Source organism: Ensifer sp. CCNWLY38, assembly GCF_037120565.1.
In the GTDB taxonomy this organism is placed as follows: Bacteria; Pseudomonadota; Alphaproteobacteria; order Rhizobiales; family Rhizobiaceae; genus Ensifer; species Ensifer adhaerens_H.
The window spans coordinates 50,204-76,564 of the sequence record NZ_JBBBBO010000019.1 but is presented as its reverse complement, the minus strand read 5'-3'; the positions used below and the strand labels follow the sequence as shown (position 1 = coordinate 76,564).

The 26,361-nt window shown below is 57.4% G+C and carries 21 protein-coding genes; 14 read left to right on the top strand and 7 right to left on the bottom strand.

The features are described 5' to 3' along the window. The first annotated feature begins 262 nt into the window (after positions 1–262). The 6 genes from V7S54_RS30395 to V7S54_RS30370 all read left to right on the top strand — a co-directional run bounded on the left by V7S54_RS30395 (position 263) and on the right by V7S54_RS30370 (position 7,917). The gene (locus tag V7S54_RS30395; RefSeq protein ID WP_336409687.1) at positions 263–1,153 is read left to right on the top strand and encodes a methionyl-tRNA formyltransferase; all 891 of its coding nucleotides are present in this window, start codon (positions 263–265) and stop codon (positions 1,151–1,153) included. Between the two features lie 78 nt (positions 1,154–1,231). Further along, positions 1,232–2,203 (top strand): ATP-grasp domain-containing protein, encoded by a 972-nt coding sequence (locus V7S54_RS30390; RefSeq protein WP_065377201.1) that lies wholly within the window; start codon positions 1,232–1,234, stop codon positions 2,201–2,203. 4 nt (positions 2,204–2,207) lie between these two features. Then, on the top strand, positions 2,208–2,894 hold the full coding sequence (locus V7S54_RS30385) for an HAD family hydrolase (protein WP_336409686.1): 687 nt from the start codon (positions 2,208–2,210) through the stop codon (positions 2,892–2,894). A 488-nt stretch (positions 2,895–3,382) separates the two neighbouring features. After that, positions 3,383–5,434, top strand: coding sequence for a nucleoside-diphosphate sugar epimerase/dehydratase (locus tag V7S54_RS30380; RefSeq protein WP_336409698.1), 2,052 nt, complete (start codon positions 3,383–3,385; stop codon positions 5,432–5,434). Between the two features lie 30 nt (positions 5,435–5,464). Next, a complete protein-coding gene (locus V7S54_RS30375) occupies positions 5,465–6,673 on the top strand; it encodes a glycosyltransferase (RefSeq protein WP_336409685.1) in 1,209 nt (402 codons plus the stop codon). Next, the gene (locus tag V7S54_RS30370; RefSeq protein WP_336409684.1) at positions 6,670–7,917 is read left to right on the top strand and encodes a glycosyltransferase family 4 protein; all 1,248 of its coding nucleotides are present in this window, start codon (positions 6,670–6,672) and stop codon (positions 7,915–7,917) included. Before V7S54_RS30375 ends, V7S54_RS30370 begins: the two co-directional genes overlap by 4 nt. On the opposite strand, the gene cysQ is transcribed toward V7S54_RS30370, so the two are convergent. The 5 genes from cysQ to V7S54_RS30345 form a co-directional block, all read right to left on the bottom strand. Beyond that, positions 7,872–8,675 (bottom strand): 3'(2'),5'-bisphosphate nucleotidase CysQ, encoded by an 804-nt coding sequence (gene cysQ / locus V7S54_RS30365; protein ID WP_336409683.1) that lies wholly within the window; start codon positions 8,673–8,675, stop codon positions 7,872–7,874. The genes V7S54_RS30370 and cysQ overlap by 46 nt on opposite strands. After that, positions 8,672–10,567, bottom strand: coding sequence for an adenylyl-sulfate kinase (gene cysC / locus V7S54_RS30360; RefSeq protein WP_336409682.1), 1,896 nt, complete (start codon positions 10,565–10,567; stop codon positions 8,672–8,674). Before cysC ends, cysQ begins: the two co-directional genes overlap by 4 nt. Next, positions 10,567–11,466 carry a sulfate adenylyltransferase subunit CysD gene (gene cysD / locus V7S54_RS30355; RefSeq protein ID WP_336409681.1) on the bottom strand — a complete coding sequence of 300 codons (900 nt, stop codon included), beginning with the start codon at positions 11,464–11,466 and terminating at the stop codon, positions 10,567–10,569. Before cysD ends, cysC begins: the two co-directional genes overlap by 1 nt. A 176-nt stretch (positions 11,467–11,642) precedes the next feature. Then, positions 11,643–12,599, bottom strand: coding sequence for a class I SAM-dependent methyltransferase (locus V7S54_RS30350; RefSeq protein ID WP_336409680.1), 957 nt, complete (start codon positions 12,597–12,599; stop codon positions 11,643–11,645). Between the two features lie 86 nt (positions 12,600–12,685). After that, positions 12,686–14,032: an O-antigen ligase family protein gene (locus V7S54_RS30345; RefSeq protein WP_336409679.1), complete on the bottom strand. Its 1,347-nt coding sequence runs from the start codon at positions 14,030–14,032 to the stop codon at positions 12,686–12,688. Between the two features lie 190 nt (positions 14,033–14,222). On the opposite strand from V7S54_RS30345, the gene V7S54_RS30340 reads away from it, so the two are divergent. Further along, positions 14,223–16,496, top strand: a complete 2,274-nt coding sequence (locus tag V7S54_RS30340) for a GumC family protein (protein WP_336409678.1) — start codon at positions 14,223–14,225, stop codon at positions 16,494–16,496. 82 nt (positions 16,497–16,578) lie between these two features. Here the strand turns inward: V7S54_RS30340 and V7S54_RS30335 are convergent, their stop codons facing one another. Then, positions 16,579–17,433 carry a sulfotransferase domain-containing protein gene (locus V7S54_RS30335; protein ID WP_336409677.1) on the bottom strand — a complete coding sequence of 285 codons (855 nt, stop codon included), beginning with the start codon at positions 17,431–17,433 and terminating at the stop codon, positions 16,579–16,581. Positions 17,434–17,471: 38 nt separating this feature from the next. Beyond that, the gene (locus V7S54_RS30330) at positions 17,472–18,758 is read right to left on the bottom strand and encodes a glycosyltransferase family 4 protein (RefSeq protein ID WP_336409676.1); all 1,287 of its coding nucleotides are present in this window, start codon (positions 18,756–18,758) and stop codon (positions 17,472–17,474) included. A 319-nt stretch (positions 18,759–19,077) separates the two neighbouring features. Between V7S54_RS30330 and V7S54_RS30325 the strand changes: the two genes are divergently transcribed. From V7S54_RS30325 to V7S54_RS30295, 7 genes are all read left to right on the top strand, one after another. Further along, positions 19,078–19,491 carry a hypothetical protein gene (locus V7S54_RS30325; protein WP_336409675.1) on the top strand — a complete coding sequence of 138 codons (414 nt, stop codon included), beginning with the start codon at positions 19,078–19,080 and terminating at the stop codon, positions 19,489–19,491. A gap of 328 nt (positions 19,492–19,819) precedes the next feature. Then, entirely contained in the window at positions 19,820–21,598 is a 1,779-nt protein-coding gene (locus tag V7S54_RS30320) for a sensor histidine kinase (protein WP_065377214.1), read from the top strand. After that, positions 21,559–22,245, top strand: coding sequence for a response regulator transcription factor (locus V7S54_RS30315; protein WP_336409674.1), 687 nt, complete (start codon positions 21,559–21,561; stop codon positions 22,243–22,245). Before V7S54_RS30320 ends, V7S54_RS30315 begins: the two co-directional genes overlap by 40 nt. A gap of 64 nt (positions 22,246–22,309) precedes the next feature. Then, positions 22,310–23,641 (top strand): GDSL-type esterase/lipase family protein, encoded by a 1,332-nt coding sequence (locus V7S54_RS30310; RefSeq protein WP_336409673.1) that lies wholly within the window; start codon positions 22,310–22,312, stop codon positions 23,639–23,641. A gap of 144 nt (positions 23,642–23,785) precedes the next feature. Beyond that, complete coding sequence (locus tag V7S54_RS30305) at positions 23,786–24,217, top strand: hypothetical protein (RefSeq protein ID WP_336409672.1); 432 nt, start codon at positions 23,786–23,788, stop codon at positions 24,215–24,217. A gap of 45 nt (positions 24,218–24,262) precedes the next feature. Next, on the top strand, positions 24,263–24,412 hold the full coding sequence (locus V7S54_RS30300; protein ID WP_234793223.1) for a DUF5989 family protein: 150 nt from the start codon (positions 24,263–24,265) through the stop codon (positions 24,410–24,412). A 14-nt stretch (positions 24,413–24,426) separates the two neighbouring features. Next, entirely contained in the window at positions 24,427–26,259 is a 1,833-nt protein-coding gene (locus V7S54_RS30295; RefSeq protein WP_336409671.1) for a carbamoyltransferase family protein, read from the top strand. Positions 26,260–26,361 lie beyond the last annotated feature (102 nt).

The window sequence follows — 26,361 nt, the reverse complement described above, 5'->3', positions numbered from 1 at the left end:
CAATTTTCCCACGGAACTGGGCTCTGACCTCGTCCGGCCACACGGTCGTCCCGTCTGATATCGCCAGCCGGTCAGCCCCGTGTCCGGTAGACCGGATCACCTCTGCATCGGAGGCCTTGGATGGCCAACAAAAGATGCGGGCAGCCGCGCTTGAAGCTTTGGCGCAAAAATCGGCTGGCCTCAATTCTAGTATGATGTAATTTTATTCCGCGCCGTTGGGCCGCACCGCTTACGTTTCTCCTGCGGTACGGAGTTGATATTGATGCGCATTGCATTCGTCGGGGCGGTTGAAGGTTCCAGGATCGCACTTGAAGCGCTCGTGTCAGCAGGGCGGGTGCCCGGTCTGCTGCTGACACTTCCCGGTGCCAAGGCAAGTCGGCATTCAGATCACGCGGACCTGGTGCCGATCGCGAGACGGGCTGCGATCGAGGTCGTCGAAACGGCCAATGTCAACGACGCCGCCACCATCGCAACTCTGCGGCAATTTGCGCCCGATGTCATTCTGGTCATCGGTTGGTCGCAAATCTGCGGCACGCAGTTTCGGAATGTCGCTCCTCGCGGTTGCCTTGGCTTCCACCCCGCGGCCTTACCCCGGTTTCGGGGACGCGGCGTGATACCATGGACGATACTTTGCGATCAGAAGATTACCGGATCGACCCTCTTCTGGCTCGACGACGGCGTGGATTCTGGGCCTATCCTGCTGCAACGATTGTTCAATGTCGCAGTCGGTGAGACCGCACGCACGCTCTACGACAAGCACACGCACAACCTAGCGGAAATGGTCGTCGAGGCGGTCGATCTTCTTGAAAACGGTGCTACTGGGGGTACCGAGCAGGACGAATGCAACGCCAGCTATTGCGCGCGTCGCAAAGCCGAGGATGGCCTGATCGATTGGCGCAACGCGGCCGCTGAGATCGAGCGCCTCATCCGTGCGGTGGGAGATCCGTATCCCGGAGCATTCACCTATTTCCGGGACCGCAAGATCGGCATCATCCGGGCCGTCGTGCAAGCGGACGCCGGCAAATATATTGGCCTGACGGGCCAGGTTCAGGCGCATACGGACGCCGGCTTCCTTGTGCTGTGCGGCGACGGAAATTGCCTGGAGGTCACCAACTGGCAGGGCGAGAAGCCCTCGGTGCATGCCAAGCTATAAGGCCTGGCCATCCACGGGTGGGTTTTGGCCGGGGCGAAGGATAATGGGACGATAGGCGCGCCAGGGGAGGCTTAGGCAATGAGCAGGCGGGAGGTGTGCATACTCATTTCATCTGCCGGGCGGCGGGTCGAACTCATCCATTGCTTTCGCGCCGCCGCCGAGCGGCTGGATTTGACGCTCCGGGTGATCGCTTGTGACCAGAGGCCGGATCTTAGCGCCGCCTGTCATGCCGCCGATCGGGCATTCGCCGTGCCTGGCTGCTTGGACGAAGACTTTATCGACGCCGTTTTCGGGATTTGCCGCGCGGAAAACGTCGATCTCGTGGTGCCAACGATCGATCCCGAATTGTTGCCATTTTCCCTCAATGCCAGACGGTTTGCCGAAGCCGGAACACGGGTCCATGTAAGTCCTCCGGAGGTGGTGAAAACAGCGCGGGACAAGCTGCGCACGATGCAGACCCTCGGAGGGGCGGGCATCCCGGTGCCGCAAACGGATACGCTGGAGAATGCACGAGAAGCTATCGCCGACTGGTCTTGGCCGGTTTTCGCCAAGCCCCGATCAGGCAGCGCCAGCCGCTCAATCAGTGTGGTTCACGGACCGGCGGCGCTTCCTCAAGGCCGCGTCGAGCCCATGATCGTGCAGGAGTATCTCCGTGGCCCCGAATATACCATCAATCTCTTCGTCGACGTCAGCGGCGTGGTCCGTTCATGCATTGCACATGAACGCCTCGCAGTGCGGGCGGGCGAAGTTGAGAAAGGGCGAACCGTGCGCCTGCCGACGCTTCCTGAACTCGCACGGGGGATGGCGCAAGCGCTGCCCGATGCGCGGGGGGCGCTCTGTATCCAGGCGATCGACGATGCAACCCGCGGCTTGCGGATCATCGAACTTAACGCGCGGTTCGGCGGTGGATATCCGCTCGCCGATCGTGCCGGAGCTTGCTTCGCCCAGTGGTTGCTCGAGGAGGTCGCTGCGTTGCCGCTCAGCGCCAATGACGATTGGCGCGATGGCGTGCTGATGCTGCGCTACGATGCGGCTTTTTTTGAGGGGTGAGAAAATGAGCTCCTTCGCACGAGGGCTCATCTTTGACCTTGATGACACCCTTTATCTCGAGCACGACTTCGTCCTGAGCGGCTTTGCGGCGGTCGGAGAGTGGTGGCGGCAAAGAACCGGACAAATCGATTTTGCCGCGCACTGCGTGCGCCTCTTCGATGCGGGTATCAGGGGCCAGATTTTCAATCTTGCGCTTGCCGAAAGGGCAGGGGAGGCCGACCCGTCTCTCGTCGAACACATGGTGGCCCTCTACCGCGGCCATCGGCCTTCGATCTCGCTAGCCCCAGATGTGCCCCGTTTTTTGTCTTGTCTCTCTGGCAACGACTTCATCGGCATCATCACGGACGGACCAGTATCAACCCAGCGCGCCAAGCTAAAGGCGCTTGGTCTCGAGCAGAAGGCCCATCTGATCCTTTGCACCGATGCATGGGGTGTCGCCTATCGCAAGCCGCATCCAAGAGCATTCGAAGCCATTGAGGCCTCGTCGGGCTTGGCGCCTTCGCAACTTACCTATGTGGCTGATAACGTCATCAAGGACTTCGTCACGCCCCGGGCCAGGGGGTGGAAAACCGTACAGATTCTGCGCGCGGGCCGTGTTCATGATCCTGAACCGCCCACACCGATGCATCAAGCGCAATCACAAATCTTTACACTCGATGATCTCGACCAGGTTATTAGAAACCTTGCCTAACCCTTCCTGCCTCCAGCGAAAGTGGAATTCAGAGCTTAAATCATTGATCGTCAATGATCCTGTCTACTCAAATCTATCTTGATAGACTTTCTGTATTGTTCTGCGATCCTAAAGGATTAATCCTTCAACGTTAATTTACATGCCAAAATTTCAAGTGTTTTCTGGAATTTCCTCGAGCGAGGAAAGGTATTGGCGCTCGGCCTCTGATCAGTCCGAGCGCCAAACTTTTTTGGTCCTTGATCTGGCGAAGCCATTCGCCAACGGTAACGCAAGTAACGCAAGTACTTTCGGTTGTATTACTCGCCTGGTCGCTGCGAGCGCCCGGATGAGAAAAGCCATTTCGAAGGAGAGGCGTTATGTTTCGAATTCCGACCGCCGTGAAGGCGTTATGCGCCTCGTGGCCATTTCGTTTAACCGATACTCGTATTGTTGCCGACAGTTCGGCTAGCCCAGCAACCGTGCGGCAAGCAGCAGTCGCACTTCTGCAGATGGGTATGCGCAAGCTGAAATCGGCGGCGCGAGGAGCGCAAAAAAACGCGGCGCTTTTTGCCGTGGACCTTGCGTCTGCAGCGATAGCGCTGTTCGTCGCCCTGTTCCTGAGATACGGCCCTCAGGGCCTCAATGATCGCCCCGACACCGTGCAGGTCCTGGCGTGGTCCTCCGCACAATATCTGGCGGTCTGCGTCGTCATGTTCCCCCTCTCGGGCCTCTATAGTCGGAATTGGAAGTACGGTTCGGTCAGCGACCTCGTGATTATTATCCGTGCCGTGGTTCTGACCTCGCTCGTGCTCATCGCACTTCTGTTCTTCTCGACCCGTCTGACTGACATGCCGCGAACGGTCGTGCCACTGCAGTCGCTGCTCCTTATTTCGTTCCTTGCAACCTCCCGGTTGAGTTTCCGCGCCGACGAATTCCTGCCAGCCAAAAACAAGCGACCCGAAGTGACGGACGCCGATGGCCATTGCCACCGCGTCCCGTTGCTGCTGGTTGGCGCCGGCAATGCCGCGGACCTGTATCTGCGTGCACTGTTTCGTGACCCGACGGCGCCCTATATCCCGGTCGCTTGTCTTGACTCGAGTGAAGCGCAGGTCGGGTTGATGCTACATGGAGTGCCCATCGCTGGCAGGCTTCAGGACCTGGAACAGGTGGTCGCCGATCTCAGGGCCGAAGGCAAGCAACCCTGCCATATTGTATTCACTGAACCTTTGTCGTCGTTCGACGATACGGCGACGGGCGAATTGCTGCAGGCCGCCGAACGCCTAGGCATTGCGGTTTCACGGCTGCAAAGCGGTACCGAATTCAAGCAGACAAGCAACGACAACCCGTACGAACTTCGCGCGATTGAAATGACCGATCTGCTGGAGCGCCCCCAGGCAACCCTGGACAGCGACGCCATCAGGCGGCTGATCGCCGGCCGTCGTGTCCTTATCACTGGAGCTGGCGGTTCGATCGGCAGCGAACTCACGCGACAGATCGCTGCCTGCGGGCCGGCTGAGATCGTTCTGGTCGACAACACGGAATTCAATCTTTACTCGATCGATCTCTGCCTGAAGGAAGAGTTTCCCGATGTGCGGCATTCAAATTGTCTTTGCAGCGTTCGGCGAGACCAGCGGGTCAACGAGATCTTCGAAGCACATCTGCCGGAATTGGTCTTTCACGCAGCGGCCCTGAAGCACGTCCCGATGGTCCAGATCAATCCTTGCGAAGGTGTTCTTACCAACGTCATCGGCACCATGAACGTCGCGAATGCCGCCAAGCGCTTTAATGCGCTTGCAATGGTCCAGGTGTCCACTGACAAGGTGGTGAACTCCTCCAGCATCATGGGCATGACGAAGCGGCTTGCCGAACTATACTGCCAGGCGCTTGATCTTGATGGCGTCACCGGTGGTCGGGGACCGCGCTTCATGACTGTTCGTTTCGGCAACGTACTTGGATCCAGCGGGTCACTCATCCCGCTGTTCAAGCATCAGCTGGCAAAGGGCGGTCCGCTGACGGTCACCGACCCGCGAATGACGCGCTTCTTCATGACCGTTCGGGAGGCGGTGGAACTGACGCTACAAGCCTCGGCTTACGGTTTCGAGCAGCAGATCGGCCAGGGTGAAATCTTCGTGCTCGACATGGGCGAGCCCGTGAAGATCATCGACATCGCCCGACGCATGATCAGGCTCGCAGGCTTCGTGCCAGATAGGGACATCATGATCGAAATCGTTGGGGCCCGGCCCGGCGAAAAGCTGTTCGAAGAGCTTTTTGATCCAACCGACAAACGAATCCCCTCGCCCATCCCTGGCGTGCTCGGAGCAGTCCCTGAGGCGGTGCCTTCACACGTGCTGAAGAGGGCTTTTAATCGGATGCTGCGTGATGCGGAACGATGTAACGTGGAAGCAGTCGTGGCGGCGATGGCGAAGTTCCTGCCCAATGCCGAGATCCTGCACGAGACTGCTTCAGCGAGCAGAACGTCTCGCCGAACTACTTCCGGCGTTGCCGCAATCGGGAAAAAAAGCGTGGCGCGGCCGCAACCTGCCGGCCGGGCAAGGCAGTAGGCGTGGGGCCGCGCAAGAGAGGTGCCAAGAATGGCAGGGATCCCCGTACTCCACTTAATCACGGGGCTGAATGTAGGCGGCGCGGAATATATGCTTGCGCGCTTTGGCGCAAAACTCGCTGCTACTCATTATGACCCCTCCGTGCTGTCACTCATGCGCCCCGGCCCGGTTGCGCGCGACATGCGCGACGCCAATATTGAGGTCGCGACGCTTGAAATGCACCAGTCGCGACCGGGGCCGCGTGCCTTGGCCAAGCTGCGAGCGATCATCCGATCGTCCCGACCGGCCCTCTTACACGGATGGATGTATCACGGAAATGTCGCCGCATCGGTCGGTTCGCTGCTGGGCGAGCGACAGCCCGTCATCTGGAGCATCCATCACTCGATCGCCAACCCCTCCTCGGAGAAGCTTATGACACGCGCTGTGATCCGGCTGAGCGTCGAGCTCTCCAGCCGCACGAGCGCGATCTCCTATTGCTCGCGCGTATCGGCCGAACAGCACGAGGCACTGGGATTCGCGCCGGACAAACGGCGCATTATTCCCAATGGCGTCGATTGCGAGCAATTTCACCCACGCGCTGATGCGCGGCGATATCTATGCGACGCGTTGCGCCTTCCCGCTGAACGCCTTCTTGTCGGCAACATAGCCCGCGCTCACCCCATGAAGGATCACGGCTCCTTTGTGCGTGCGATTGCCGGGCTCCGCGGCATGGGGCTCGATGCCCACGGCATCCTGATCGGCGATGGCCATGAGCAGGGGGGCACCGCCCGCGTCGCAGCAGAACTCGGCATAACGCCGATGATCACCATTTCGAAGGCGCGTGCCGATATCGATCGATTGATGCCGGGTCTGGATCTGTTCATGCTTTCGTCTGCATGGGGCGAAGCATTTCCGCTGGTCGTGGCGGAAGCCATGGCCAGCGGCGTGCCCGCAATCGCGACCGACGTTGGAGACTGCGCATGGTTGGTGGGCGACCGGCAATTGGTTGTCGAGCCGAAGAATGCGGATGGCCTTGCCAAACTCGCCGCATCGATCCTCTGCCTGTCGCAAGACCTCCGGCGCGAATTGGGCGAGCGGGCGCGAAGGCGCGTCATCGAGCGATTTTCGTTGAGATGTTACGTCGACAGCCATCTTTCGCTGTATGACGAGATCCTCGACCAACAGCCCATCCGAGCCGCAAGGCAAACAGGCTGGCGGCCCTTCGCCAACCCGACGCGGCGCCCATGGTATGGGCTATGAACACATCCCAACCATTGACATCCAATTTGGAACCCCAAAGGGCGAAGATCGTCTTAATTGCCAGTCTGACCTCATCGCTCACGAACTTTCGTCGAGATTTGATGAAGGACCTAATCAGGGCGGGGTTTGACGTCGTCGCCATGGCCCCCGACCGCGATCCAATCGTGGAAGACGAATTGGATACACTCGGCGTGCGGTTCGTCCGGATACCGATGTCGAGGGCGAGCGTAAATCCGCTTGCGGATTTGGCGACACTCGCCGTCCTGGTACGACGCTTTCTGCAAGAGCGGCCAACGGCGATCCTGCCCTATACGATGAAACCGATCATCTACGGCGGCATCGCCGCGCGGCTCTGCTCCGTGCCGTACGGATACTTTCTCGTCACCGGCCTTGGTCACGTTTTCGCGGTAGAGCCAGACGAAAGCGTCGTTCGCAAATTAATGCGCTGGATGTGTGTCGGACTTTACCGATGCGCCTTCAAGAAGGCCAAAGCCGTCTTCGTATACAACGATGCGGACCTTGCCGACATCACTGAACGCCGGCTTGTCGACGATCACTCGATCGTATCGATGGTGCCCGGATCGGGCGTCGATCTTGATCGCTATCGCGCGTCCACGCCGCCGCTACAACCGATCGTGTTTCTCATGGTCGCGCGTCTCCTGCGCGACAAGGGCATCCCGGAATATGTCGCGGCCGCACGGGCAATTCGCGCGCGCCATCCCGATGCCGTCTTCCAGTTGCTCGGCCACTACGATCCGAATCCCACAGGGATCAACAAAAGAGACGTGGCAATCTGGCAGCAGGAAGGCGTTGTACAATACCTTGGGGCCACCCGAGATGTGCGAGCAAATCTCGCCGATTGCAGCGTCTTCGTTTTGCCCTCCTACTACCGAGAGGGCATCCCCAGAAGCATATTGGAGGCGATGGCGACCGGACGCGCCATCATCACTACCGATCTGCCTGGATGTCGTCAGACGGTCGATCCCGGCGTCAATGGCCTGTTGATCGAACCTCGCAACGTCTCGTCTCTCGTCGAGGCGATGGAGACCTTCATCGAAGACCGCGCGGCGATTTTAACAATGGGACAGGCATCACGCCGAATGGCGGAAGAAAAGTTCGACGTAAGGCTGGTCAATCGGCTGCTGCTTGCGCGCATGCAGATCGGCGACAATGCGACAGCGGCAAACGTTGAGACCGGTCAACACCAGCCCTCCGGCGGAGAGGCTGCCCAGGCAACGAAATGAGGGTTTGCAAAATCGCAATCGCTCGTCTGCCGGCATTTCCCGTACCTCAGGAGCGAGCCGTCCAGGCGCAGCACCGTCCCTCCCGCAGCCGCGAGCACCGCATCGCCGGCAGCAGTGTCCCATTCCATCGTCCGCCCGAACCGCGGATAGACGTCCGCCTGCCCCTCGGCAAGAAGACAGAATTTAAGGGATGAACCGATCGAGGTGCAGTTCTGAACGCCATGCCGTGCGAGAAACATTTCCGTCTCCGCACAGGAATGGCTGCGGCTGGCAACCGCAATGATCGAAGGTTGACGGCGACGCGCATGTATCTCGTGTCGATGACTGACATGTCCGAAGCGATCGATCTCCAGCCGCTGTGCCATACCGTCGGCGGCAACATAGGCTCGTCGCAGCGCGGGTGCATACACGATCCCGGCAAGGGGCCTGCCATTCTCGATGAGGGCAATGTTCACCGTGAAGTCGTGTCGCCGCGCCATAAACTCCTTGGTGCCGTCAAGCGGATCGACCAGGTAGAAGGAACCGCCCTCTACACACGGTGCCCCTCCGGAGGCCGCCGCCTCCTCTCCGACGATGGGGGTGTCGGGCGAAGCCTTGGCGAGGCTGTCGAAGATCACCTCTTCGGCCCTGAGGTCGGCTTCGGTCACGGGCGAACCATCCGCCTTTGCATGCGCCTTTGCACTCGCGTGGTAAACATCGAGAACCGCAATCCCCGCCGCGAGCGCGGTCTGCTCGAAAAGCGCGGACAATGCGCTCATTGCATTTGCCTCCGTGCAAGGAAATCTTCGATCTGCAGAGCGAGCTCGGTCGGGTCGGTGTCGATGGTCGAGAGACGCAGTTCCGGGTTCTCCGGTTCCTCATAGGGAGACGAGATGCCCGTGAAATTGGCGATCTGGCCAGCGCGCGCTTTTTCATAGAGGCCCTTTGGGTCGCGGCGTGCACATTCCTCGATTGGAGTGTCGACGAAGATTTCGATGAACTCGCCCTCGGCCATCAGTTCGCGTGCCATGCGACGCTCGTCGCGGAACGGCGAGATGAAGGATACCAACACGATAAGTCCTGCATCCGACATCAGTTTCGCCACCTCGGCGACGCGCCGGATGTTTTCCACCCTGTCCTCATCGGTGAACCCAAGATCCCTGTTCAGCCCGTGCCTGACATTATCGCCATCAAGAATGTAGGTATGCCTGCCATGGGCATTGAGGATCCGGTCGAGCGCGTTGGCGATGGTCGATTTTCCCGAGCCGGAGAGTCCAGTGAACCAGAGGACTGCCGGGGCCTGCTGCTTCTGCGCGCTTCGTGCCTGCTTGTTGACGTCCATCGCGTGCCAGTGAACGTTTGCTGCGCGCCGCAGCGGAAAGTCGATCATGCCCGCGCCGACCGTGTCGTTGGTCAGGCGATCGATGATGACGAAGTTGCCAGTGGTCTTGTTGTCTTTGAAGGCGTCGAAGACGATCGGCGCCTGCGTTGAGACATTGCAGACGCCGATCTCGTTCATCGCCAGAGATTTGGCCGCCTCGCGCGCGAAGTTACCGACGTTTATGCGGTGCTTGAGTTTGGTGATCGTGGCATTGACGCTGTCAGTTTCGGTTCTGAGGATATAGCTGCGCCCGGGAAGCAAAGGATTGGCGTCGAACCAGATAATGTGGGCCTGCAACTGATCGGCGACGAAGGGGCGTGCAGAGGGCGGCGTCAGCATATTGCCGCGGGAGGCGTCGACCTCGTCACCCAAAACCAGTGTCACGGCCCGGCCGGCCTCGGCGGCTGCGATCTCTCCGTCATAGGTCACGATCGACTTGATCGTCGTCTTCTGCCCCGACTTGGCCACCGTCACGGGGTCACCGACCGCTATCTTGCCGGACGCGATCTCACCGCAATAGCCGCGAAACCCGGCATTGGGCCGATTGACCCATTGTATGGGGAAGCGGAATGGGCGATCGGCAACTTCCCTGCCGACATCGACGGTTTCGAGATACTCAAGCAGGCTTGGCCCGCGATACCATGGTGTGTGGATGGACCGGGACGTGACGTTGTCGCCGTAGCGCGCTGATACGGGGATCGCCACCACGCTTTCAAAGCCGAGCGTTGACATGAATTTCCGGTAATGCGTCTGCAGGGCCTCGAAAATGCTTGACCGGTAACCGATCAGATCGATCTTGTTCATCGCAACCACGATGTGGCGGACGCCGAGAAGCGAAACCAGATAGATATGGCGGCAGGTCTGCGGCAGCATGCCGTGCTGACTGTCGACGAGTATGATTGCCAGGTCCGCCGTTGACGCACCTGTGACCATGTTACGGGTATACTCCTCGTGGCCGGGGGTATCGGCGACAACGAACTTGCGTCTGGCGGTGGAAAAGTAACGATAGGCGACATCGATGGTGATGCCCTGTTCGCGCTCCGTTTCCAGACCGTCAAGCAGCAACGAATAGTCGAGATGATCGGACTTCCCCTGTTTCTCGCTTTCCCGCACGAGATCGGCCACCTGATCATCGAGGATTAACCCGCCGTCGTAGAGCAATCTGCCAATCAGCGTAGATTTTCCGTCGTCCACCGATCCACAGGTGATGAAGCGCAGGAGTGACTTGCTCTCCTCGATATCGCGAAGAGCCGCCGCTTCAGGCGAAAACACCGAAGGTTCGCCATGCATCAGAAATATCCTTCCCGCTTCTTGCGTTCCATGCCCGAAACTTCGTCGCGATCGACAAGACGGTCGCGCCGTTCGGAGGAGCGGCTGAAGACCATTTCCTCGATGATCTCGGGAACCGTCGCCGCCGTAGACAGGATGGCACCGGTGAGCGGATAACAGCCCAAGGTGCGGAAACGCACCCGGCGCAGTTTGACAACCTCTTCCGGCTTCAGCGGCATGCGATCATCGTCCACCATGATCAGCATGCCCTCCCGTTCGACGACAGGACGCTCGGCTGCAAAATAGAGCGGAACGACCGCGATGCCTTCCTGTAGTACGTATTGCCAGACATCCAGTTCGGTCCAGTTCGAAAGCGGAAAGACCCGCATGCTTTCCCCTGGCCCGAGCCTGGTGTTGAAGGTCTTCCACATCTCGGGCCGCTGGCGCTTTGGATCCCAGGCCTGCCCGGCGGTGCGCAGGGAGAATATCCGTTCCTTCGCCCTGGATTTTTCCTCGTCGCGCCTAGCGCCGGCGACGGCTACGTCGAAACGATGCGTCTCGAGTGCCTGGCGCAACGCCACCGTCTTCATAAGGTGTGTATGGACGCTGGAGCCGTGGTCAAACGGGTTGATGCCCTGAGCAACTCCATCCTCGTTGGTGTGGACGATCAGCCTGAGATCGTTGTTCCTTGCGACCTGGTCCCTGAAGGCTATCATCTCCTTGAATTTCCAGGTCGTGTCGATGTGTAGCAACGGAAAGGGTGGCTTTGCAGGATAGAATGCCTTCATCGCCAGATGAAGCAGCACGCTTGAATCCTTGCCGATGGAGTAAAGCAGGACGGGGTTGTTGAACGTTGCCGCAACCTCTCTCATCGTGTGGATGGCTTCGGCCTCAAGGCGGGAAAGGTGCGAAAGAGCCATGCGACAACCCCTTTGTGTCGCGTTGCGAAATCGATCCGTGAAAAAAATTATCGGGGCAGCGGCAACGCCACTCCCCGAAACAGCCTTCGTAATTGGTTAGGGGGAAAATTTAAGGACCCGCTTCGCCCGTGGCAATTAGCGAGAACGGATTAGCTCAAACAGGCTTGCGATCATAGTTACTTGCGCTGCGCCCCCTGGTAGTGATCGATGATAGATTTTGGTGTAATGGGGGTCGGCGCCTTTCGTCCATAGAAGTACACCCCACTCGCGCCATCCTCGGCGAAACGAGGCGGAATGATCGCATCCAGATACTGCGTCCAGAAAAAGGCGAGCTTGGCGATCTTGCCGAGCAGCACCGATTGAAAGACGCTTCTGACGAGATAGTCGACCGACCACATGAATTGTGTGCCGGGCCCGCCGCTTGCTCCGGACGAAATCAATTCGAACCAGCGAAAGAGATAGCGATGACCGCTTTCGCTAAACCGGGTGAAATCGAACGCGCCCTCGTGTACCTGCTGCATGAAGGGCGTTTCGGCATAGACCAGCCCCCCGTCTTTTAACACGCGCCAAATCTCGGAGACGACCTGGGCCGGCTGGAGCACGTGCTCAAGGACGGCCTGGATCACGACCGCATCAAAGTAATCGTCGGGAAGCGGGATGTTGTGAGCGTCAGCGATGAACTGAACGAGCGGGGAGGTGTAGACGTCGAAAGCGTAAACGCCGATGTCGCGATGCTCATAGAGGGGTTCCATTCCCTGACCGACACTGCCGCCGCCGATGATGAGTAGCTTGGCAGGGGGGGCCGCGGTCGCCTGCAGATCGTCCACCAATCGCTTGACGTTCGCGACAGTACTTTTTTTCGTGGGCGACAGCAGTTTCTTGAGGAACCCTGACAAGCGGCCATAGTGTTTGCGCTCTACGGGACTTGCCGCGTTTGAGCGCAGGATATCGCCTTCGCTGAACACCGATTGCGAAAAATCGATCACGATGGGTTTGCCATCGATCAGGCGATAGGAAATTCCGGCCTCTTCGGAAGATACGGGTTTGAGCACGTCAGGTGAAAAACATACCAGTTTTGAACCGGTGCGCGGGCAACGCAGTGCTTCAAGACATTTCTCTGCTTCAACGAGCATCGGTCATCCTCGCTTTTAGCAACTGGACCTGATTTGCCGCTTCGCGTCGCGACAGAAGCGTGGGTCCGTTCAAAGAGCTCTTCGTGCTATTGGCGAACAGAACTTAACTTATACTTGGAACCCGCGTCATGCCCGGAACGTTCGTCCAAGGCTCTATTTCCGGTCCTCCTATTCTTCAACGCACCACAATAGCTCGTTGCCAACCCCAGAGTAAGGATTACGGGGACCGTCCAGAACCGCCCATAAAGGTGGGGAAACGCATTCGCCATCAATGCGAACATGGATACGCTAACAAGGGCGCACGCGGCATAGGTGGCACCTCCTGGCGTGCGGAACGTCCTCGCGATGGGTTGGAACGCGGCGGCGATCATAGTCACAAACCCTATGGCCGCAATGATCCCGCCTTCGGTGGCCAACAGGAGATAGAGGTTATGCACGGGTTGCCCGGCGACGCTGGCGACCTGGTATTGATCGGCACCGAGCCCAATCCACATGTGATCGTGCAATCGACGAAGGGCTTCGTGGATCAATTCGACACGATGGTCGAAGCTCCCGGCTAAGCTTAGGTCGCCCGTTTCCAACGCGCCGAGTACGCGCTTTTGAAATACGACCGGCAGGTAGTCGCGGCCGGAGTGTACGATCCAAAGGACGAAAGGTAGCGAGGACGCAAGAGCGACGACGACAAACTTCCAATTGCCACTGAGGACCATGAAACCGAGAAGGGCGAAGGCGAAGCCGACCAGGCCGGTATTCGAACCGGTCAGCAAGATGCCATAAGCCATGGTTACCCCGAGAATTGTCGCATAAACCTTGCCGACCTTCCCTCTGGAAGCGAGTAGCATCAGGATTGGCATGGCGAGCGCGACTACCGCCGCACACTCGTTTTCTCGTTCGACAAATCCCGTTAAGCGACCGTTCCCGCTTACGAAATCAGTATTCTTCTGGCCATCGATGTGGATCAGGTAGATCCCATGCAGGCACATAAGGAAAATTGAAAATACGTAGGCTCTCGCGAAAATCCACATGGTGCGCAGGTCGCGCCCGCAGATAGCAAGGGCGATGACCAAGTAAGCGAACAGATATTGGCCGACGATGACGATGCCGCGTACTGGGGCGGTGGAAACAAGACTGCTGGCCATTAGTCCAGCGCAAAGCAACAGCAAGCCGCAAAGCCACACCGTCGCCGATGCCCGTCCCCACAGCCGCAACGGCAACCCACCAGTAAACACGCGCAGCCCGATGGCGATGCAGAACAACAAGTCGCTCAGCGTGAAATAGAACATGTTCGTGCGCAGGAAATTCATCGCCGAGAGGAAGACGGCGCAAACGGCACAGGCCAGTTCAATTCGTTGCCAAATGCCCGTTGGTCCGGCGAAATCGGCTATATACCGGCCGTTCTGGTCATGTCCGCCACTGACGTCCACCGCAACCATTGGAAAATGAGATCGTTATTTCTACTCGCACATACCTGAGTACATGCTTGAAATGAATCCGCTAAAATTCCCTTTGACATTGGTCCCAAACTGCTCCCAAGTAAATACGCGAATGTGAAGCCTAAGATCACTTGTTGACCGACCTACGTGGACGCTGATGGCTCCAACGGCAGGCTCGAGATAGGCCATCATGCTGCTATATGATCGCGAGTTCGAAGCCGATGAGAAGGTTGGACACCGACTTGGCCCACAACCTCAGGTTTTGCGCGACACCTCGTCCTATGAACTTGCCGCTATTGTCGACTTCCTCCGGCGCCACGCCAAGCTCATCTTGATTACAGCACTTGCAGGGACGCTGATCGCCATCGTTGTTACCCTGTCTCTCACGAAAATCTACACGGCCTCGTCGACGCTGGTCTTCGACCGCAACGATATTCGGCCGTATGAAGCTGTCATCGAGTTGCAGAAGCAGGAGCGTGACAAGTCCGCGATGGAGACCGAAATGGATCTTATCAAGTCGCGCGAGTTCCTGGGCTTTGTGGTCGACGATCTGAATTTGATGGAAGACCCATACTTCAACACGAAGTTGCCGCCGGACATTCAGCAAGACGCATCGTCTTTTTGGAGATGGCGATGGTCTCCGCGCAAAGCCCAAGCAGGGCCGCGGCGCGTGACGGCGGGCCAGAACGTAAAACGCCCCGCCACTCTGGACCCAGTCAACCGTGATCGGGTCATCACGAATCTTGCCGCTGCCATCTCCGCCGATCGCCGAGGTGAAAGCCTTGCGATGACAATTTTCGTCCAGCATCCTTTGGCGCTTTATGCAGCCGAGATCGCCAATGGCGTCGCAGCTGACTATGTGGTTTGGTCAACCCAGATGAAAGAGCTTGCTGCGCGCGCGACGGTCGATTCCCTGCGCACCCAAGCCAAAGATCTTGTGCAGTCGATTGCCAAAAAGGAACGCGAGATCGCCGACTTTACGACGCGCAGCGACCTGACATTTGATCCGCGCGACGATGTTCTGCGTGCCCGAACTGAACAGCTCAATCAGCAGTTCACCTTGGCAAGGGTCGACGAAGCCGGTGCATGGGCGAAGTACAACGAGGCCAAGAACGTTCTCTCCATGACCGGCATCGACTCTGCCGGCCGCGTCATGACGTCAGAATTGCTTGCCTCGCTGCGAACCGAACAAGGAAAGCTGGAGCGCAGCCGCGCACAACTGACCTCAAAATTCGGTCGGAACCATCCCCAGGTAGTCGAGGTCGAAGCGGAACTTGAATCCAATCGCCAAACAATCGAGGGTGAAATCAACCGCATTCTCCAGGAGCTTGAGAACGACGCCAAAGTCGCAACGGTCAGGGTTCGCAAATTCCAAGAGGAGGTCGGCCGGTTGCAGAAGCAAATGCAGGACCGGAATCTTGATGAAATCCGACGTCGCGAGTTGGAACGTGACCTGCTCACCGAACAGAAGCGTTATGATGCCGTGGTTCTGAGGCTCGGTACCCTCGATCCGGAGAAGGATGAAATCAAGGCGACAGCCCGCGTTGCGTCGTTCGCCGAAGTTCCGATCAATCCTTCGTTTCCCCAGCCTGGATTGCTCATTCCAATTGGCGGCTTGGCTTCGTTGCTGCTTGGCCTGGTAGGCGCGATTGCAGTCGAAGCGGCAGACGGACGCATTCGGACCGCCCGTACGCTCGAAGCGGTCGTCAACCAGCCGAATTATCTCTCAATTCCCGATCTGACGGCGACGTTGAAACCGGATCAGACACTCTATCGCTCGATACTCGCCGACCCACGCTCACTGTTCGCACGCTCAATGCGGTCTCTATGTCTCGGCTGGAAGAGCCAGGACGCCTCCAAGGTCGTCATGTTTTGCTCTCCTTCAGCCAATGAAGGCAAGACAACGTGTGCCGTAGGCATGGCGACTGTTGCGACGATGAACGGCTTGCGTTCCGTCATATTAGACATGGACCCCGGCCCCACAGGGGCGACCACAATGATCGGCGCGCCGCAAAGGCCATTCAACCTCGACCTTGTCGCAGATGGCACTAGCGATCCGACTTTAATTTGCACGCAGGCGCCTGACTTTCCGTTTGTCCATGTTCTTACATCACGTCTGATGCTCCAGGACCAGGGGCGCATTTTCGGAGAACTGCGCAGGCACTTCGATCTGATTGTCGTCGATACGCCTGCGGCAGACAGCGATGATGATGCCATCTGGCTCGCCAGCCATGTCGATGCGGTGTTCGTGGTTGCGGCGGCGGAGCGGACTAACGAGAAGAAGCTCCTGGACCTCGTCGAGCGGCTAACGACGAACCGTGCAAGGGTCATCGGCAGCATCCTAAATTTCGCCGGAACCTATCGGCTGGAACCGATGTGGCGAGCGCCGCTTGACTGGGCAAAGGCCAAGTATGGCTCCTGGAGGAGAACGGGCAAATTGGATCTTGAGGCTCGCCGTTCGTAGTTCGAGCAGGCCATGAGTTGGTGGAAAAGCGATCCTTGCTACAGCCAAATGTTGCGGTTCGCGCGCTGCAGACACCATGCGCCTACGTCGACTGGCGCTTAATATCTTCCAACGGGGCCCTCAACCAGTCGTCCAAGTCTCGCCCGAGCAAACCTGCGAGCCGGTCGGTCTCGTGCTCATAGTAGCCGACCATTCGCGAGGTCAATTCCTTGTTGAGCGGCACATACTTGAACTCGGCGGAGACGATTGATCGCACGAACTCGAAGCCTCTCGTGTCACGCAAGGGGGCAACGAACGGCTTCAGGGGTTTGAGGAGGCGCCGCAGCCTTGCATCGACCAGTGGCTTGGTCTTGTCCTTTATCTTTTGCGCCATCGGCTCGAATGTGGGATTCTCCTCAAGCGTGAGGAAGCGGCGCAGGTCATGAACCTGGCCCACGGCATCTCTTTTGAGATCTTCGTAAAAAAGTACCAGCATCCTTTCGCGCGGAAAGAGATCGAGAAACCTTCGCAGTTGCTGGAAATAGAGCCCGCCTTCCAGAAACCGGCCGCCGGCACCATGGCGCGGATCGAGATAACGTTCGATGTCGCCGGTCGCCTCGCCTCGGCGATGGAGCATGCAGTAGTCGGAATACGCCCGCTCGACGGGATTTCGCAGTTGTGCAACCAGCAGGACGTCCGGCAGGCTTTGGTGAATGCGGGCAGCTGCGGTCGGAGTGTCCAGATAGGAGTTCGATTTTTCCCCGATCACAAGCCGCCTGTGGTCGGGCTTGAAGTTTTCCAGGTACCATTCATCGCCCCGGTGGTGATGCCGACTGAAGTAATGGATTTCTGGATCTGGCATATAAACGCAAGGATCCAGTTGCAGCGATTGTTGCAACCAGGTGGTGGCGCTCTTCGTGGCGCCAATAATCAAGAAGGTGATATCGCGCATTTCCATTATCTGCTCCTTCGACGGAACGCATGGTTCTGTGCTTTTTACTCCAGATCTCTGCCGTTTCGTTGAATGATACGCTCATAGAGCAGGCTCATTCCTTCGACATGAGCCCTGGTACCGTATTTGGCCAGTGCGCACTCACGTGCCGCCGAACGGATGCGGTGATGCTCACCGGCCTTCATCAACAGTTTCGCGAGCGGATCCACGAAGGCCTCCGGCTTTTCGGGCTCGACGAGAAAACCCGTCGCATCGTCAATGATCGCCTCCACGTTTCCACCGTGTCGCGTGGCAATCACCGGGGTCTCGAGCAACATGGCCTCGATCAAAGTCCTTCCGAATGGTTCGTTGATGGCCGGAACCAGCAATGCGTCGAGTGCGCTTATGCAGGGCTCCACCGGCGCGCGAAAGCCCATCATCTTGATTCGGCTTTCCACACCGAGCTCGACGGCGCGTGAGTGCATTGCCGGTTCCGGGTTCGGAAGGTCCGGCGATGCCTTGCCGAAGATGAGACCAACGAGCGGGAAGTCAGGAAAACGCTGGAGAAATGCGTGCACGGCTTCGATGAACTTCACCGGGCGCTTCCTGTCGACCAATCCGCCTATATAGCCGACGAACCGTGTTTCCTCGGGCAGGCCGAGTTCTCTGACGAACTCGCACCTGCAGGCCTCTCGATCTGGCAACAGCGCCGGATGATCGAACGGACTGTGCAGCACGCTCAGCTTATGGGAGATGGGCAGGATCGGCCGCGCCGGCTGCACATAACGCGAAACCATGACGATGTGGTTTGCCAGGACGGGCGCCACGACGTTCACACCGAAGGCGCCGGGATCGCCGCGGTGATGCCAAAGCAGTCGTGCGCCCGAAAGGCGAGTGGCCAGCGCCCAGGTCGCGTGCATCTGGCCATCGTTGGTATGGACGATGTCAACGTGGTGCTCCCGAAGGAACAAACTCAAAACCGCCGTGGTCCGTGCATAATCAAAGCCGCGCACGAACATGCCAGTCACGCCGTGTGAAAAACGGGGCGACATCACCGCGACGTCGGGGGACTTGATGAAAGGCAATCCACGTTCTGTGAGATATGCTTCAAGTGACTTTCCGGGCCGATGTAGAATGACTAGTGGCAGATATTTCGTCCGATCGAGCGCGCGGATCAAACCAACGGCGGAGATGTGGCTGCCGCCGACTTCATCTCCCACAAATGGAAAGGCCACCACGTGGCGGTCAACGTCGCTCAGGATCTTCTTCTCCCGGATCGCATCTCCTTGGAGCCGCGGTCTTTTCTGCGCTGTCCCTAATGTAACGCGGAGTCTTGCGACGATCCAATACAATCCGACTGCAGGGGCTCTCGCTCAAAGGCCACTGCAAACCAGTCGCGCAAGCCCAATAGCTCAAGCCCAATAGCTCAAGCAAAGACCATCGTCGGTGGTCCAGCTCACCGCCGCGTCTTATTCACTCGCTCGTGCGCGGCAGAGAACAACCCCGTATTCCGCCCGGATATATCCAAGGGCATATGTTCGGTAGAAGGCGATCGAGTTAAAGTACTTTGTTGAAATGGCTGGCCGGATAACGGTTTCCGCGGGCTCGTTGGCTGTGCAGTGTTCTGCAGATGGTCGCACTGGGCGCGGAGTGTTTGGTCTGGAGTTGACCATGTCAGATTGCAACGTCATCGAGATCATGTCATCGAACGGGCGCTTGCCTGCCGAACTGATCGAGGCAGGCTATCGGGCGAGCCAATACGGTCTCATCCTATTTGTTCTAAACAATGTTACGCCAGAGGCTGTGAATCTGGTTCTTGATCCGGTCGTCCCGACAATGCCACTGTCGATTCCCGGAGTGCTTTATATAAAGATTGGCGACAAGCAGCGAGTGCACGATGCGGTGGCTTCCGCTTCGATCGTCTATTTCGCAAGCAACGCTCTCTACTCATTGGCCACCAGTTATGGCGCATCGTCGAAGCTTGTCTATTTGGATCTGCCGCCTCAGTCGAACCGCAAACAGGTCCCCCGACAGGATCTCAGTGATTGGCGCCACCACAGTTTCCATCATGTTTCCGCAGCATGACGACGACTACAATTCTGCCGAAAACGATGACATTCACCATGCCAAGACAATTATGCCGTCAGATGAAGCGACGGTTGCTGCCAAATCCTCCAACCTGGCAGTAATTGGCACGCGTTAGGCGACGCAATAAATCATTCGGTTTAAGTTCATTTTTCAGTATGTTATGCTTCAGTAATTGACGTTTCAGGTGAGAAGCAGCCGCCCATTGCCTGAATGAAATTAATCGCCGGTCGTCGTACAGAGTAATTGGCAATCAATAGGTTAATTCTGAGCGCCGTTTACGAGCGGGGATAAAACAGCCTGGCTCGGTCATCGCTGGAGACGGGCCATGCGCGTGAAAAACTGGCGAAATCTCTTCCCGGCCGGCTATCTTGTCTCGCCACTTCGCCCTCTTGGTAGCCCCCACTACGCGGATGCCGCGAACGGTCGAACAACTTGGATCAACACACACCGTGCCCGCGCCGATAAAGTCATCGCTATTGGCCGTATCATGTCAGCGATCGGCAGCATTTCCATAGCCTGGCTTGCCGCAATGCATCACCCGCGTCCGGCCGAGTTTGTGTTTCCACTCCTGTCGGCTTATCTCACATACGCGATCCTGTGCGCGATCCATGTTTGGAGAAGCAAGATCTCGCGGGTAAGTGGGACGCTGATACGCCATGTGGTGGACGTCGTTACCTTTGTTGTATTCATGCTATTGACGGGCGGCGCCTCCAGCCCATTCTTCATATTCATGCCCTTTCTTCTTCTCAGCGCAACGCTGCATTGGGGTTGGCGAGGTGCGTTTTGGACGGGACTCATCTGCATGGTCGTCCCTGTTTACGTCGTAGGGTTTGAAGCTGCTGCTGACGTGACCACGGATGTCTCACACATACTCTTCGTGACGGTCGCCGGCGTTCTTCTGGTGTGGCTCGGAGCTCACCAGGAAGTGGTTCGCGCCGAGATGCTGCGCCTCGTGGAGAAAACCCCCGCGACACCCGAAGGGCCCGACTGGCCCGCTGCCGCCGCTCTTGAATATGCTGCGCGCGTAATGCGCCTGCCGCGGGCGATGCTGATCTGGAGCGATTCAGACGAGCCATGGACCTATGTAGCAGTTCGCGAGCATGGCGCTTGCAGTGTTTCGCAATTGCCGCCGGACGCCTATTGGCCATGGGTTGCGGAACCATTGCAGCGCGCGAATTTTCTGATCGCCGACGCCGCCCAGCCTCAAATCCTCATCCATAGGGGGGAGGGATATTTCGACGAATGGGTTGACGAAGTCCCGCCCATTTCCGCCGCTCTCTCGCGTGATTTTTCGATAGGTTCTGCTGTCTCGGCGCAATTTCGTGTGGGTGATCTTGAGGCACGGATCTTTCTCTTGGATCCACCGTCACTTTCGCTTGACGATGTAGCGATTGCAGAGGTCATTGCCGACCGCATCAAAGCGCTGTTCGAGCACGTTATCCTGATGCGCAGACTTAGTGATGCGGCGGCTGTCGAGGAACGTATCAAGATTGGGCGCGATCTTCACGACGGAGTGCTTCAAGCTTTGGCTGGAACGGCGTTGCAACTCCAGTCTCTGCGTTCGTTCACTCTCGGGGAGCATCAACAGATCGACGGGCATGTCACGGCCATCCAAGCCATGCTTGCCGATGAGCAACGCGAACTTCGCTCTTTCATCCGCGCGCTCGAACCGGGTCAAGGGTATCGCAACTTTGCCGAGTCTCATCTAGCGCTGCAATTCGAGGCATTGGCTCGGCGTTTGCGGAAGCAATGGTCGATTGAAATTCGCTTCTCTCTAATCCCTGTGGATCTTCGTCTTCCCGCCACGATGGTCTACGAGTTAATTCGCATGGCTTCCGAAGCGACTGCCAATGCGGTGCGACACGGTGGCGCGCGAACGCTTGAAATCAGTCTGCAACTGGATGCCGGGACGATATTGCTAACGGTGGATGATGATGGATCAGGCTTCGGCTTTGAACGACGGTTTGATCATGCGGAATTGAAGAATACGAAGACCGGACCGCGCAGCCTTCGCGAACGCGCCGCTGCACGTGGTGGAGAGCTTTCGATCGACAGGGTCGCGCAATGGACACGTATACTGATCAGATTGCCGGTGCACCAATGAGCCTACGAGTCGTCATTGTCGATGATCACCTGATCGTTCTGGACGGGTTGCGCCGCATGATCGAGACCGAGGGAGACTTCCGGGTTGTCTCGACCTGTCGAAGTGCATTCCACGCAATCGAGGTAATCGATGGGGAGATGGTCGATCTCGTCGTCGTAGATTTGCGAATGCCCGGAATGAGCGGGCTCGATTTCATCCAGTACATCCGCAACCGTAGGCCGGACCTGCCAATTGTCGTGCTCACTGCGGATATCAGGGATGAAGATCTTGCCATTGCAATGCAATATCGCGTGAATGGCATTGTGCTGAAAGAGCAGGCGCCGACGGTGTTTCTTAGCTGCCTGCGGACCGTTGCCGCCGGGGGCACATATTTTATGGATAATCTGGGGTCTGCGCTGGATAGGCTTCACGAACGCGGTCGCCAATTCAGCTCCCTTCTGCAGGCATTGACGCCGCGTGAAGTTGAGGTCTCGCGTCTCGCTGCGGATGGCTTGCGGAGCAGAGCGATAGGAGACGAGCTTGGAATCTCGCCCGGCACGGTCAAACTGCACCTTCACAGCATTTACGCCAAACTTGGTATTTCAACGCGCGTGGAGCTCGCAAACCTAGCGAAACGGGAATGGTCCGCGAATGAGAACCGATTTTAGGAAGACTGACGCGCGAGGTTGCTAGGCGTCCTTTGAAGCACAAAGGCGAGAAAGCAGAAACATTGTGATCAAGCGAAAACTTGGCATTTTAATCTGCGCGCTCATTGCAGTTTACCTCCTGATGAGCCCGGCATATGCGCTTTTGAATTTTCGGGATTTTGCCTCGGAACTCCCGCTTTTCATTCGCTACGTGGCCATCCCCGGCCTGTTGGGCGTAGCCTTCCTAGCAACGGGTTTGTTTGCGAAACCGCCCTTTGCCATCGCAGTTGGCGTTTACGGTCTGAGCGTTCTCGCGGCCCTTTTCGCGTTCGAGGCGTTTCTCACCTTCCAATCGATTTCGGTGCGGCTGGCGATGCTCGGCCAACTCAATTCCGCGCAGGCGGAAACCGTTGAACAGGACAAGACTATCGTTCGCGGCTTTGCTCTCGGCAGTCTGAACCGTTTTTTGGGAACAGAAGAGCTATCGACAGCTCTTTTGTCGGGCTTCCCGAATAGCAACGTGGTCCTGTGTACCCCTGACAATCAAATCATAAAGTACACTGCGGATCGCTATGGCTTCAACAATCCGGACGAGGTTTACGATAAGCGGGTGGACCTGATGCTGTTGGGCGATTCCTTTGTGGAGGGATTCTGCCTGCCACCCGGCCAGGATATTGCGTCGCGTCTAAGGCTGAGCGGATTTTCTACGGCAGGGGCGGGAATTCGGGGTAACGGCCCCTTGCTCGAACTCGCCACGCTGGGCCGCTTTGGGCCGCTCTTGCGGCCACGCCACGTGCTGATGGTTTTCTTCGAGGGCAATGACTGGGAGAACTTCGAGACCGAGCTTCACAAACCTTGGCTGCGTCATGCGCTTTCGCCAACCGCCCACTTCGGAACGCAGTCAACCGCGCAGCAAGCGTTGCAAGAAGCCAGAGCCATCTTGAATCGGAACAACAGCAAGCCGGTCAATTTCATCGATATACTGACACGAACGGCGATGCTTCGAAACTTCATCGCCCTGCAGCAGACCTTCACGCGGCTCGGATTAATTTACCCGAAGGCTGCACGTGCAATGCCGGAGTTCAGAGTGGCCTTGCGTCGAGCTAAGACACTAACCGCCGGATGGGGCGGAAAATTCGCTATTGTATATGTACCGAGGGTCGACCGTTTCATCGGCCCATTCTCTGCGGACCGCGTCTTCGATCAGCTTCGGACAATCGTGACCGATGCCGCGGCGGCCGAAGAAATCGAGTTCATTGACCTGCGTCGTGCACTGGAGGGGCAGCCTGATCCCGCACGCCTGTATGCCCCGGACAGCCATTTCAATCGCGACGGGGCAGCCTTTGCCGCTGATGTCATCAGCCGACACCTGGAAACCGTCGACAGGCTGTCCAGGACGGCAACGAATATCAGATAGCTTCGCAACAACGCGTTCGCTGTCTATATCCAATGGTATATTGACCATCGTTGTGCCGACCTATTGAATCCTTGGCTGGAGCAAAGAAACAATAATCGCGCTACGCACCTTACCGTCAAATCCGTACTCTGTAGGTGAGAGACAGTGAGCGATTTGCACGAGCAACTGTTCGAGGATATTCCGGAAAAGCCATCGAATCGTAATTTCGGTTACACGGTGGGCGGTATTCTCCTTTGCCTTGTTGCGGCGAGATGGATAATCACCGGAACAATGACACCTGTTATGCTCGGCTTTGCCAGTGTGGGTGGTCTTCTGATCTTGCTGGCTTTAATCTACCCGGCCTCTCTCGCAATTCCCAACGAGATGTGGAGCAAGCTCGGCCTGCTCCTGTTCAAGGTCGCCAATCCCATTGTGATGCTCTTCATTTATGTGACGACGTTCGTGCCAATCGGGTTCTTCCTGAGAATGCGAGGTCACGATCCTCTCGCACTGAAATTTGACCGGACGGCAGCCACCTATTGGGTCAACGATCCTTTAGAGGAGCCGGATCCGTCCACAATGCGAAATCAGTTTTAGGAACGCAGTCGCCGGCTGTGATCGAACGCGATGAGGGACCAACACATGGACATGGTTCGCGAGCTCTTCTTATACATGAGCGTCCGTAAGAAATTCTGGCTGCTTCCCGTCCTTGTCATGGTCACTCTCTTTGGAACTCTTGTGGTTCTGACCCAGGGCACAGCAGTTGCTCCCTTTATCTACACCTTGTTCTGACGCGGAGAGGGGGAGTGCGAGTTCTCGGCATTTCGGCCTTCTATCATGATAGTGCGGCCGCCTTGGTCGAGGACGGACGGATCGTCGCTGCCGCGCAGGAAGAACGCTTCACCCGTAGGAAGCACGATCCCGCCTTTCCAACGAACGCGATTAAGTACTGCCTAACCGAGGCAGGCTGCAGCATGAGCGAAATCGATCATGTTGTCTTTTATGAAAAGCCGTTCTTGAAGTTCGAACGATTGCTTGAAACCTATCTCACAACAATTCCAAGAGGCTTTCGCTCGTTCAAGACCGCGCTGCCGATCTGGATTAAGGAAAAACTGTTTCAGAAGAAAATTCTCCAGCAGAAGCTGGGGAAACTGGCTGGCACGAAAGAGTGGCGGGGATCGCTTCTATTCACCGAGCACCATATGTCGCACGCAGCCAGCTGTTACTTTCCGTCACCTTTTTCGAGTGCGGCGGTGTTGACAATGGACGGCGTGGGCGAGTGGTGCACGACCTCAGTAGGACATGGTGTCGATAGTCACCTCACCCTTTTCAAGGAGATCCACTTCCCCCATTCTCTCGGCCTGCTCTATTCTGCGTTCACTTATTATACGGGATTTAAGGTAAATTCGGGCGAGTACAAGGTTATGGGGCTAGCACCTTACGGTCGGCCGCGTTTCGCTCAGACCATTCTAGATAACCTCATCGATCTCAAAGAGGATGGCTCGTTTCGCCTGGATCAGCAGTATTTCGACTACTGCACCGGCCTTACCATGACCTCTAAGGCCTTTCATCGTCTCTTTGGAGCCGAACCTCGAAAGCCGGAATCCGCCTTGACTCAACGCGAAATGGATTTGGCCGCGTCCGTTCAGGCGGTGACCGAGGAGGTGGTTTTGAAGCTCGCACGCTTTGCACAGCATGAAACAGGCGAAAGAAACCTGTGCCTTGCCGGTGGTGTAGCGCTGAACTGCGTCGCCAATGGCAAGCTCCTTAAGGCGGGCATGTTCGACAACATTTGGATCCAACCGGCAGCGGGCGATGCCGGAGGTGCGCTTGGCGCGGCCCTTGCTGTTTGGCACGGCTTCCTCCGCAATGATCGCAGGGTCAACGGTCATGACAGCATGGCCGGTGCCTACCTTGGCCCCGCCTTTGACCAAAAGGAGATCGAACAGCGCCTTTCCGCCAAGGGAGCCGTCTACACCGTTCTTTCAGACATGGAGGTTGCCGAAAGCACCGTCGATGCTCTCGTTGAGGAGAAGGCTGTGGGATGGATGCAGGGACGAATGGAATTCGGCCCCCGTGCGCTCGGGGCGCGATCGATATTGGGCGATCCACGGTCGCCTACCATGCAGAAAACGCTCAATCTCAAGGTTAAATATCGCGAGAGTTTTCGTCCGTTCGCGCCCTCTGTAAGGCGCGAGGATATGTCGGACTGGTTCGATCTCGATGTTGACAGTCCCTATATGTTACTTGTTGGCGATGTATTGGAAAGTCGAAGACATCATCCGAACACTGATGAAGAGGAGTTGTTCGGTATCGATCGTCTGAACGTCTCACGATCGCAGATTCCAGCTGTTACTCACGTCGATTACTCGGCCCGAATCCAATCCGTGCATAGAGAGACCAATCCGCGCTATTGGGAATTGCTAACTGCATTCAAGGCCCGCACCGGTTGCCCGGTTCTGGTCAACACGAGCTTCAATGTGCGCGGCGAACCGATCGTCTGTACTCCGGAAGACGCGTTCCATTGCTTCATGGGCACCGAGATAGAACGCCTTGTCGTTGGCAACTGTGTCTTGCGAAAGGAAGATCAGCCCGATCGCCTCAAGCAGGATTACAAGGAGCATTTTGAACTTGACTAGGTAAATTCTAAGCTACCCCGCGCCCTGTGCACTGACACCAGAATGGAACTAGACAAAGGCCTCTTTTATTCTTGAAATTGACTCAATCATCCCTGCTGCGCG